We start from the raw sequence: 11,421 nt of genomic DNA on the forward strand, positions 1-11,421 counted from the left end.
CTTGTAACCTACTAAAGTGAGAGGATATTTTATGCACTAAATTTATTTAGGACGCTATTGATTTAACATATTCATTATTCAATAATATGAGGAATGAATCTACTTCGGTCATTTGTTATCAAAGAATCACTTTCTCTGAACGAAATTCCACAAGATTCTTGACCTATAATCCAACTTCCGATAATCGAATATCCACTATTGTTTTTTATTAATGAAGCTAATTCCTGATAAATAAACCCTTCTTGTCCATAATCTCCTTGTGTAGATTCAATAATTCGATTGTTACTTATAACTGAAATGTTTGCGCCTTCACGAGATAATAGAGGTTTCTTAACAAAGTTCGGCATCCCTTTTGAATCATTAAAATAAGTTTCTAATAACAATGGATGATTTGGATATAATTCCCAAAGAATAGCTAAAATAGCTTTATTTGATAAAACCATTTTCCAAGAAGGTTCAATCCATTGCGATTCTAAAATATCATTTGTGATATGATGTCCATATTCTTCATTAATCATCCATTCCCATGGATATAATTTAAAAATATCAGTAATTGGCTGATCATTTAAATCAACAAAGTTTGAACCATTCCATCCGATTTCATCAATATACAAAAGTTGGGTTTGAATTCCAGCTTGCATCGCACAATCACGTAAATATTCAACATTTGTTAAATCTTCCAACGATTCTCTGACGCAAGTAAAATGCAAAGTTTCTCCTTTTAAATAAGGTTTAATTTCTTTCCAAGTTTGAATCAACTGTTCATGAACTGAATTGAATTGATCTTTAGAATCTCCGAAATAATTTTGTTTCCAATGCCATTGAACAACACCACATTCAAAAAGTGAAGTTGGTGTATCAGCATTAAATTCAAGTAGTTTTAATTGCTTCTTAATTTCGTCATATGCAAAATCAAAACGGCCATAAATACTTGGCGTTTCATTGTTCCAACTGCGTTCAATATGATGATGAACGTAATTGGGAATGTGGAATAAATGGTATTTTTTATTTTCAATCACATGTTCAACCGCAGCCAAGCACATTTGCCAAAGCTCTGTTGTTGCATTGTAAATTTCATCAGCAAATAAAGGAGAAATACTAAAATAATAATCATCCACCCAATATGGAATTCCATTATCAGAATGATAGCCATACCCAATGCTTTCGACACGATTTTGCCAATTTGTATCTTTAACTAAATGTTTAATTTTCATTATTTACGAACCTGCTTTTGTATTTGAAGATGTAGTTGTAGAAGTTTTTCCAAATCCGCCTCTAGAAACAGCTTTATTGTACGCTTGAGCTTTTGCAGGATTATTCCCTACAACTGATTGTTGATTTAAACCACCACTTGCGTAACCAAGTCCGCCACCCATATGTCTAAACGCCATATACCACAAAAGGGCGCTTCCCATTCCAGAACCACCATTATTGTGTTGTGAATAGTTCTGACTTACTTCAGTATATGGAGCTGTTGAATCTGCTCGCATAAATACTTTTTGCGAAATTTCTTCATTTTCAGCTTTTGGTTTGTTACAAGAAGCCAAAACAGAAGTGATTAAAATCAAAGTAACCGCTTTTGAAGATCTCTTTTTCATAATTATTGAATGGTTACGTAAATAGGAATTTTATCTAGGCTGATTGTACTATCCTGAGCAGTTTCCCAAGTACTTTCTTTTTTCAATGTAACAACCGTATCAACAGCGGTTGCAATTTGTTCGTTGTTGAACCAAATAATTTGTTTGGTAATATGGAAAACGGTATCTCCTTTAGTTTGAGTTGATAAAACTACTTCTCTCGCAGATTTTTTATTTAAGTTTTCTAAATTATCTTCTTTTTCATTATTACCACATGAAATAAGTGTCAATATTGAAGTAATAGCTAATATTTTTTTCATATAATAGGTTTATACAAAGATGCTTAAAATTATTTAAATATTCAAATTCAAATTTATTTATGATTAATCAAAAACTATGATATTCTATAAATATTTAAATTAAGAATTAATCTTGAATATTAATTTTGTTTAAAAAAAATATAATATTAATTTATTTCTTAAAAAAATAGATTTATTTTCGCAATCAAATAACCAAACGTCGCAAAAAAAAATATAAAAAACAGTTTTTTGTTATATTTTTATAAAAATTTTTGCAGTAAAAAAAACAACTTACAACACAAAATGACAACTTTAAACAACACAACAAACAACCAATCTATTAAAAAGATTATGGTTGCAAATCGCGGTGAAATCGCAATTCGTGTATTGAGAGCAGCTTCTGAAATGCGTATTCGCACAGTTGCTATTTACACTTTCGAAGATCGTTATTCTTTACATCGTTACAAAGCTGATGAATCTTATCAAATCGGTCCAGATGACCAACCTTTAAAACCTTATTTGGATATTGAAGAAATCATCAAAACTGCAAAAGAAAATGAAGTTGATGCAATTCATCCAGGTTACGGATTTTTAAGTGAGAATGTAACTTTTGCTCGAAGATGTAGAGAAGAAGGTATAATTTTCGTTGGACCGCAACCAGAAGTTATGGAGCAATTAGGAGATAAAATCGCTGCAAAAAAATTAGCTCGTTCTATCGAAGTTCCAGTAATCGAAGATGCAATTCTTTCAATTGACGCTGCTCACGAAGTAACCGATAGAGCAATTGCTATTGGTTTTCCAATTATCTTAAAAGCAGCTGCCGGTGGTGGTGGACGTGGAATGCGTGTTGTTAAATCAGCAGAAGAAGTTTTACCTTCTTTCCTTGAAGCTTCAAACGAAGCATTAAAAGCTTTTGGAGATGGTACCATTTTTATCGAAAAATTCATCGAAAATCCAAAACACATCGAAGTACAATTATTAGCTGATAATTTCGGTAATATTGTACATCTTTTTGAAAGAGATTGCTCAGTTCAACGCCGTTTCCAAAAAGTAGTTGAAATTGCTCCGGCTCCGAATCTTCCAGAAAAAGCAAAACAAGAAGTTTACGATTATGCTATTAAAATTGCTAAAGCCGTAAATTATAATAATGCAGGTACGGTTGAATTTTTAGTTGATAAACATAATAATGTTTATTTTATTGAAGTGAATCCTCGAATTCAGGTTGAACATACCGTTACAGAAGAAATTACAGGAATTGATATAGTTCGTAGTCAAATTTTAATCGCTCAAGGAACCAAACTTTCTGACCCAAGAATTCATATTGAAAATCAAGAAAGTGTAAAAATTAATGGTTTTGCAATTCAATGTCGTATCACAACAGAAGACCCTGCAAACGGTTTTAAACCAGATTATGGAACTTTAATTGCATACAGAAATGCGGGTGGTTTTGGGATCCGTTTAGATGAAGGAAGCGCTTATCAAGGAATGAAAATTTCACCTTTCTTCGATTCGATGATTGTAAAAGTTACCGCAACCGGAAGAACGCTTTCTGGTGCTGCACAGCGTTTACATCGTTCATTGACGGAGTTTCGAGTTCGTGGTGTAACTACAAATATGAACTTTTTAGAGAATGTAATCGGACACGAAGTTTTCAGAAAAGGAGATTGTACCGTTAATTTTATTGACCAACACCCTGAGTTATTTGAAATTTCAAAATTAAAAGACAGTTCAACTAAGATTCTTAAATATTTAGGAAATATTAGTGTAAACGGTCATTCTGATATTAAATCGTATGATGCTTCTAAAGTATTCAGAACACCTGAAATTCCTGCGTTTGACAAATTAAAATCATATCCAAAAGGAAGTAAAGATTTGTTAAATGAATTAGGTCGTGAAGAATTCTTAAAACAAATTAGAAACGATAAAAAAATTCATTTTACAGACACAACTTATCGTGATGCACATCAATCTTTAGTTGCAACTCGTGTGCGATCAAAAGATATTTTAGCAGCCGCTGGTGGTTTTGCTCAAAATAATTCTCAAATGTTCTCTTCTGAAGTTTGGGGAGGAGCTACGTTTGATGTTGCTTTACGTTTCTTACAAGAATGTCCTTGGGAACGTTTGCAAGAATTGAGAAAAGCGATGCCTAACACGTTACTTCAAATGTTATTTAGAGGAAGTAATGCTGTTGGATATTCGGCTTATCCAAGAAATATCGTACAGCAATTCATTGAAAAAGCTTGGGAAAATGGAATTGATATTTTCAGAATTTTCGATTCGTTAAACAATTTAGAATCGATGTTGCCTGCAATCGAATTTGTTTCTAAAAATACACAAGCCATTGCACAGCCTTCTATTTGTTATACAGGTGATTTATTAAGAAAAGATAATAATAAATATAATTTAAATTATTATACAGATTTAGCTAAACGTCTTGAAGATGCAGGTGCTCATATGCTTGCAATTAAAGATATGGCTGGATTATTAAAACCAAATGCTGCCGAAATTTTAATTCCAGCTTTAAGAGAATCAGTTCAAATTCCGATTGCGTTACATACACACGATACAGCAGGAACTCAGATTGCGACTTATTTAAAAGCGATAGAATCTGGAATTGATTCAATTGATTGTGCATTAGCTTCTTTCTCTGGGATTACTTCTCAACCAAATTTAAATTCTATGGCTGCTTTGTTAGAAGGAAACGAACGTGAAAATCCGTTAAACAAACAAAGCTTAAATGAACATAGTAACTATTGGGAAGCTGTGCGTGAATTCTATTATCCTTTTGAATCGGATTTAAAATCAGCAACTGCAGAAGTTTATGATAACGAGATTCCGGGTGGACAATATTCTAATTTACGTCAACAGGCTGAAGGTGTTGGTTTAGGAGATAAATATCAAGTTATTAAAAACAATTATAAAGCAGTTAACGAATTGTTTGGTGATATTGTAAAAGTAACTCCAAGTAGTAAAGTTGTTGGAGATATGGCTTTATTTATGACAGCAAACAGCTTGACTAAAGAAGATGTTTTAGATGAAACCAAAAATTTATCATTTCCAGCCTCTGTAATCGGATTCTTTAAAGGTGATTTAGGTGTTCCTTACGGAGGATTTCCTGAAAAGTTGAGAGGAATTGTTTTACGAAACGAAAGAGAAATTCCTGCTCCGGCTGCTCAAATTTTACCAGATGTTGATTTAGAACTTTCTACACAACAATTCTACAAAAAATTCCCTGGTTCAAATTTCTTGGATTATTTGTCTTATCAAATGTTTCCGAAAGTTTATGAAGAATATTACAACAATAAAGAGAAATATGGTGATTTAAAAGAATTGCCAACTCCGATTTTCTATTATCCGTTGGAATTGAATAAAGAGATGAAAATTTCGTTACATAAAGGAAAAGATATTCATGTTGAATTACTTCATATAGCAAAAGCAAATAGCGAAGGAGTTCGAAGAGTAACTTTTAGATTAAATGGAGGTCAACGTACTGTGAAGATTAAAGATAATTCTATCAAATCACAAAAAGTTGCTCATGAAAAAGTAACGAATCCAGAAATTCATATTGGAGCTCCTTTACAAGGAAGTTTATCAACAATCTTGGTTAAAGAAGGTGATGAAGTTGCTTCTGGAACTGCTTTATTCATCATTGAAGCAATGAAAATGGAAAGTACGGTTTCTGCTCCTAAATCAGGAAAAATTAAACGTGTTGTACTTCCTTCAAATACAATGGTTGACCAAAACGATTTAATCATCGAAATGGAATAAAAAACAAAAAGGAAAATATATATTCAAAAAAATAAGTTCGATCTTTTTCGAACTTATTTTTTTAGTTTACAAATTATGTATTTTAATTCCTGAATTGTCATTATAAATTGCTTTAACAATTCCGTCTGATAATCCAATTTTAGGAACAAAAATCTGTTTTGCGCCACTCCATTTTAGTGCATTTGAATAGATCTGAATTGCAGGAATAATTACATCGGCTCGGTCTGTATTTAAACCTAATTCTGAAATTCGTTGCTCATAGGACATGGTGTTTAATTTTTGCAATTGCTGATTAAGATAAACATTTGTTAATGGCTTATCTTGAGGTTTTCCAGACATTTTAAAAATTTTATTGATATTTCCACCCGATCCAATCAATTGAATATTTGGATAATTTTCAACTGCATTTTTAATCCATTTTTGAATTTCGTTCCAAACGTTTTCGGTAACCATATTATTCAATAATCGAACTGTTCCGTTTTTGAAAGATTTTGAAGTTATTTGCTTTCCGTCTGAAAAAAGTGTAAATTCACTACTTCCACCACCAACATCAACAAATAAATAATTTCCTTCATTTTTAATTATTGAATTTAAATCAGAATTTGCAATAATCAAAGCTTCTTTTTTACCATCAATAATTTCGATATGAATATCGGTTTCTTGCTTAATAGATTTTACAATATCAGTACCATTAAAAGCTTCACGCATAGCAGAAGTTGCACAAGCTGCATATTTCTCCACGCCATAAACTTCCATAAGCAGTTTAAAAGCTTTCATTGCCTTTGTCATTCGTTTGATGTTTTCTTCAGAAATCTCACCAACAGTAAACGCATCTTGACCCAAACGAATTGGCACACGAATTAAATGACTTTTATTGAACTGAATTTTATTATTATCTTCAATTATATTGGTTATCAATAAACGAACTGCATTTGAACCAATATCAATTGCAGCATATTTTTTAATTTGAATCATTAGTCTAAAATTACTTCTATTTTATTTCTATAATAATTATATAATTCTAATTGTGCTCTAAAAATATGATTTTCATCTTTTCTATAAGTATTTGATAAATCTTCAGAATGAATGCGAACTTTTACATTTCCTGACCAATAAATATCAAATGTATCCATCAATTCTTGTTTAATATCTTCTTGATAAATCGGACAAGTAACTTCTACTCTTTCATCAATATTTCGTGTCATAATATCAGCAGAAGAAATAAAAATTGCAGGATTTCCATCATTACCAAACATATAAATTCGAGAATGCTCCAACAGATTATCTACGATACTAATTGCTTCAATATTTTCGCTCATTCCTGGAATTCCTGGAATCAAACAGCATATACCCCGAACAATCAATTGAATTTTAACTCCTGCTCTACTCGCTTCATATAAACGATCAATCATTTTATAGTCAGACAAGCTATTCATCTTCATTTTAATAAAAGCAGGTTTTCTAACATTTGCATTTTCAATTTCCGTTTCAATTAAATTATACAAACGAATTCTAGTAAAATGTGGAGAAACAATCAAATGTTTGTAACGTTGAATTTTATAATTAACTTCGAAGAAATCAAAAACCTTAGAAACTTCTTTCATGATTTTTTGATGTGCAGTCAACAAAGTAACATCGGTATAAAAATTAGAAGTTGATTCATTAAAATTTCCTGTAGAAATAAATCCATATCTACGGATTTTCTTTCCTTCATTACGTTCAATCACACAAACTTTACTGTGAACTTTTAAACCTTTTACGCCAAAAATCAATTTGATTCCTTCAGTTTGCATTAATTCGGCATAATAAATATTACTTGTTTCATCAAAACGAGCACGAAGTTCAATCTGAACAGTAACACTTTTACCATTTTTAGCAGCGTTTATCAGCGAACTAATAATTTGAGAATTATGCGCCAAACGATAAAGTGTGATTTTTATATCCGAAACTTTTGGATCGAGTGCAGCTTCTCTAAGAAAACGAACTAGATAATTAAAAGATTGAAAAGGTGTGTGAACTAAAAAATCTCGTTCTTTGATTTGAGAAAAAAAACTTCCTTCAATATCTAAACCTTCAACTGGTAATGGATAATTATTTTTTGCCTTTAAATCTTTTCGACCTAAATCAGGAAACTTCATATAATCACGTCGATTATGATATTTTCCACCTGGTATTATACTATCAATAGCTTCAATTTCCATCTTATCTAAGAAAAATTGAAGTGTATCTTTTTCCATTTTATTGTCATAAACAAAACGAACAACTTCACCAACACGGCGATCTTTAACGCTATTTGATATTTTTTCTAAAAAACTTTTATGTAAATCTGAATCAAAATCTAATTCTGCATCACGAGTAACTTTAATCATGTGAGCTGAAACGCGCTCATAATTAAAAATTGAAAAAATACTTGACAGATTATAACGAATTACATCATCAAGCATCATAATATATTGTTTTCCGTCAACTTCAGGAAGTACAACAAATCGATTGATGTGATTTGGAATTTCAATTACAGCGTAACGTGTACGTTTAAATTCGGTTTTGGATGAATTGAGATTCTGCTTCATAACCATCTTCACAGCCAAATAACCATGAGCGTCTCTTAGTAAAGGAAATTCTGCTAAATCATTTAAGATAATAGTTACCAAATCGGGACTCACTTCATTGATAAAAAAGTCTTTAATGAAACTATGATGAATTTCATCAACCTCAGTTTCATCAATCATGAATATATTTTGTCTATTCAACTCTTCTTCAATTTTATGAAGAATTTGTAAGCTTTCGCTTTGAAGATTTATGACAATTTCAGTAATTTCTTGTAGTAGTTCAGAAGCAGTTTGTCCGTTATCTAACTTTTTTAATGCATTTTTAGACATCGAAATTCTTCGCACTGAAGCATATCTCACTCTAAAAAACTCATCTAAGTTATTTGAGAAAATTCCTAAAAATCTAAATCTATCTAATAATGGAACAGTTTCATCTGCTGCTTCCTGTAAAACACGTTCATTAAATGCTAACCAACTTTTTTCTCTATCAATATATCTATTGTGATCTTTTTGCTTCATTTTTTAACTGTTTTGGAAATATGGTTTTCACAACCTTACCATCTTGAATCTCATTCCAATCATCTTGTTTGAATTCTAAAAAAACAACACCAGCTGTTGGAACATTTTCAATATAAGTATCTCCAAATTTATTAACAAAATCTGTAATAGCATTGTTATGACAGAAAAGAATTAAGTTATCATGTTGATTATTTATGTTTTTTATGAATTTAGACAAACATTTATAGTCAAAAGTGTACATTGCTTTATCTTGAATAACCAATTCTTCAGGAATCAAAAGATTCTGAGCAACGATTTTTGCAGTATCCAAAGTTCTTCGAGCAGTACTACTCCAAAGTAGAAACTTATTTGGTAAATGATTTTTTAATTTATCAGATATTAAATGAGAATCTGAAATCCCTCGCTTTGTTAGTGGCCTATCATGATCGCGGATTGGCAATTCCCAACTTGACTTTCCATGTCTGATTAATACTAAATTTTTCATTAAGTTAGATTTAAAAATTGTTAGTAATACAATTTCACAAGAAAATTATAATATTGATATACAAATAAATATATAAAAAAAAATTAACATATCAGAAAATTAATTATTTTTTTTAAATCGACATATTTAAACTAATTTTACATAAATTTTTTTAAAATATAATGAAAAAAATCGGAATAGAAATTAAATGGGGTGCCATTATTACTACCTTTTATTGCATTTGGGCCTATATTGAAAACGCAACAGGAAATCATAAAGACTTTAGTAACATTATCATTTTTGGATTATTATTTATTTTAATTCTAATACTTATGTCAATAATGGCATTTTTTGATAAAAAAATAAATTTTTATGATGGAAAATGGGATTTTAAACAAGCTTTTAGATTTGGTTTATTCTTAACAGGAATTACTGCAATGCTAAATCCAATTGCACATTACATCATACATAATTCAATATCTCCAGAATATTTTTCTAATTTAATTGAATATCAAGTTGCAAAAGGAAGAGAAACTAAAGAAGTTTTAGTAAAAACTTATAATTTCGATTCAACAATGTACCAGAACATGCGCGACATTTTGTCATTTGGAATCGTACTTTCTACAGCTTTGGCTTATTTTTTGAAAACTAAAAATTACAAATCTCCAATAAAAGTTGTGGAGTTAAAATCTAAAAAGAAAAAATAATGAATATCAATAATATACCAAATATAAAAAATACAGATAGCGGAAACTTTTTCCTTTTAGCTGGTCCATGTGCAATCGAAAGTGAAGAAATGGCTTTTCAGATTGCAGAACGTTTAGTAAAAATCACAAACGATTTAAAAATCCCTTTTGTATTCAAAGGTTCATTCAAAAAAGCAAACCGCTCACGTGTTGATTCATTTACAGGAATTGGAGATGTAAAAGCTTTAGAAATTTTACAAAAAGTAGGAAAACACTTTAATGTTCCAACGGTAACTGACATACACGAAAGTTCAGATGCAGCTTTAGCAGCTCAATATGTAGATGTTTTACAAATTCCTGCATTTTTAGTACGTCAAACTGATTTAGTAGTTGCTGCTGCAAAAACAGGAAAAGTAGTTAATCTAAAAAAAGGACAATTTATGAGTCCAGAAAGCATGAAACATGCTGTTCAGAAAGTTTTAGATTCTAACAATGAAAACGTTATGGTAACCGACCGCGGAACAATGTTTGGATACCAAGATATGATTGTAGATTTTAGAGGAATTCCTACAATGCAAAATTACGCTACTACAGTTTTAGATATTACTCACTCTTTGCAACAACCAAACCAAGCAAGTGGAGTTACTGGTGGAAGACCCGATTTGATAGAAACTGTTGCAAAAGCTGGTATTGCGGTTGGTGTTGATGGAATATTTATTGAAACACATTTTGATCCTGCGAACGCAAAAAGTGATGGAGCAAATATGTTACATCTAGATTATTTCGAAGATTTAATGACTAAATTAGTTGCAATCAAACAAACGATAAATAAATTTTAATTAGTAGATTCCTACAAACCAATTAATTAAAAAAAGTTTAAAAAAAATGTAGCGAAAAGGCTTGCATTCTTAGAAAACAGCGCTATATTTGCAACCGTAATAACGAAAGGAATTACAATAAGCTAAAAGCTTATGGGGAGATACTCAAGCGGCCAACGAGGACGGACTGTAAATCCGTTGGGAAACCTTCGCAGGTTCGAATCCTGCTCTCCCCACTAGTAATACATTTTGAAAATACTATAAGCTATATGCTTATGGGGAGATACTCAAGCGGCCAACGAGGACGGACTGTAAATCCGTTGGGAAACCTTCGCAGGTTCGAATCCTGCTCTCCCCACAATGTATTACTGAAAATATTTAAAAGTTAGCTATATGCTATGGGGAGATACTCAAGCGGCCAACGAGGACGGACTGTAAATCCGTTGGGAAACCTTCGCAGGTTCGAATCCTGCTCTCCCCACTAGTAATACATTTTGAAAATACTATAAGCTATATGCTTATGGGGAGATACTCAAGCGGCCAACGAGGACGGACTGTAAATCCGTTGGGAAACCTTCGCAGGTTCGAATCCTGCTCTCCCCACTAAAGACTCAATTGAAAAATTGAGTCTTTTTTTATTCACTCAAAAGCTCCGTTTTATAAGATTTTAATGGATCAATTACAAAAGTTGGGGACTAGGCAAAAAGTTTAGATAATCTAAAAAGGAAAAAGGACTTTTCTC

General features: G+C 31.3%; 9 protein-coding genes and 4 tRNA genes. 7 read left to right on the forward strand and 6 right to left on the reverse strand.

Going from position 1 to position 11,421, the window contains the following annotated elements; translation table 11 throughout:
- Positions 1-74 precede the first annotated feature (74 nt).
- From EG240_RS15250 to EG240_RS15260, 3 genes are read right to left on the reverse strand one after another with little or no spacing between them, the layout of a single operon-like run.
- Positions 75-1,214: a glutathionylspermidine synthase family protein gene (locus EG240_RS15250; RefSeq protein ID WP_125020212.1), complete on the reverse strand. Its 1,140-nt coding sequence runs from the start codon at positions 1,212-1,214 to the stop codon at positions 75-77.
- Between the two features lie 3 nt (positions 1,215-1,217).
- Positions 1,218-1,598: a hypothetical protein gene (locus tag EG240_RS15255; RefSeq protein WP_125020213.1), complete on the reverse strand. Its 381-nt coding sequence runs from the start codon at positions 1,596-1,598 to the stop codon at positions 1,218-1,220.
- A 2-nt stretch (positions 1,599-1,600) separates the two neighbouring features.
- Positions 1,601-1,897, reverse strand: a complete 297-nt coding sequence (locus EG240_RS15260; RefSeq protein WP_125020214.1) for a hypothetical protein — start codon at positions 1,895-1,897, stop codon at positions 1,601-1,603.
- A 282-nt stretch (positions 1,898-2,179) separates the two neighbouring features.
- Between EG240_RS15260 and EG240_RS15265 the strand changes: the two genes are divergently transcribed.
- Positions 2,180-5,644: a pyruvate carboxylase gene (locus EG240_RS15265; protein WP_125020215.1), complete on the forward strand. Its 3,465-nt coding sequence runs from the start codon at positions 2,180-2,182 to the stop codon at positions 5,642-5,644.
- A 66-nt stretch (positions 5,645-5,710) separates the two neighbouring features.
- On the opposite strand, the gene EG240_RS15270 is transcribed toward EG240_RS15265, so the two are convergent.
- The 3 genes from EG240_RS15270 to EG240_RS15280 are packed head-to-tail and all read right to left on the reverse strand — an operon-like array spanning position 5,711 to position 9,196.
- Positions 5,711-6,619 (reverse strand): Ppx/GppA phosphatase family protein, encoded by a 909-nt coding sequence (locus EG240_RS15270; protein ID WP_125020216.1) that lies wholly within the window; start codon positions 6,617-6,619, stop codon positions 5,711-5,713.
- Positions 6,619-8,712 carry a polyphosphate kinase 1 gene (gene ppk1 / locus EG240_RS15275; protein WP_125020217.1) on the reverse strand — a complete coding sequence of 698 codons (2,094 nt, stop codon included), beginning with the start codon at positions 8,710-8,712 and terminating at the stop codon, positions 6,619-6,621. The genes EG240_RS15270 and ppk1 overlap by 1 nt, the downstream gene beginning before the upstream one ends.
- Positions 8,690-9,196 (reverse strand): SixA phosphatase family protein, encoded by a 507-nt coding sequence (locus EG240_RS15280; protein ID WP_125020218.1) that lies wholly within the window; start codon positions 9,194-9,196, stop codon positions 8,690-8,692. Before EG240_RS15280 ends, ppk1 begins: the two co-directional genes overlap by 23 nt.
- Positions 9,197-9,357: 161 nt before the next feature.
- Here EG240_RS15280 and EG240_RS15285 point away from each other — a divergent pair, with 161 nt between their 5' ends.
- From EG240_RS15285 to EG240_RS15310, 6 genes are all read left to right on the forward strand, one after another.
- Entirely contained in the window at positions 9,358-9,882 is a 525-nt protein-coding gene (locus tag EG240_RS15285) for a DUF4199 domain-containing protein (protein ID WP_125020219.1), read from the forward strand.
- A complete protein-coding gene (gene kdsA, locus EG240_RS15290) occupies positions 9,882-10,700 on the forward strand; it encodes a 3-deoxy-8-phosphooctulonate synthase (RefSeq protein ID WP_125020220.1) in 819 nt (272 codons plus the stop codon). Before EG240_RS15285 ends, kdsA begins: the two co-directional genes overlap by 1 nt.
- A 134-nt stretch (positions 10,701-10,834) precedes the next feature.
- Positions 10,835-10,915, forward strand: a tRNA-Tyr gene (locus EG240_RS15295).
- Between the two features lie 41 nt (positions 10,916-10,956).
- Positions 10,957-11,037 (forward strand) — tRNA-Tyr (locus EG240_RS15300).
- 42 nt (positions 11,038-11,079) lie between these two features.
- Positions 11,080-11,160: transfer RNA gene (locus tag EG240_RS15305), tRNA-Tyr, on the forward strand.
- Between the two features lie 41 nt (positions 11,161-11,201).
- Positions 11,202-11,282: transfer RNA gene (locus EG240_RS15310), tRNA-Tyr, on the forward strand.
- The last annotated feature ends 139 nt before the right edge of the window (positions 11,283-11,421 follow it).

Source organism: Paenimyroides tangerinum (assembly GCF_003865405.1).
GTDB classification, from domain to species: Bacteria; Bacteroidota; Bacteroidia; order Flavobacteriales; family Flavobacteriaceae; genus Flavobacterium; species Flavobacterium tangerinum.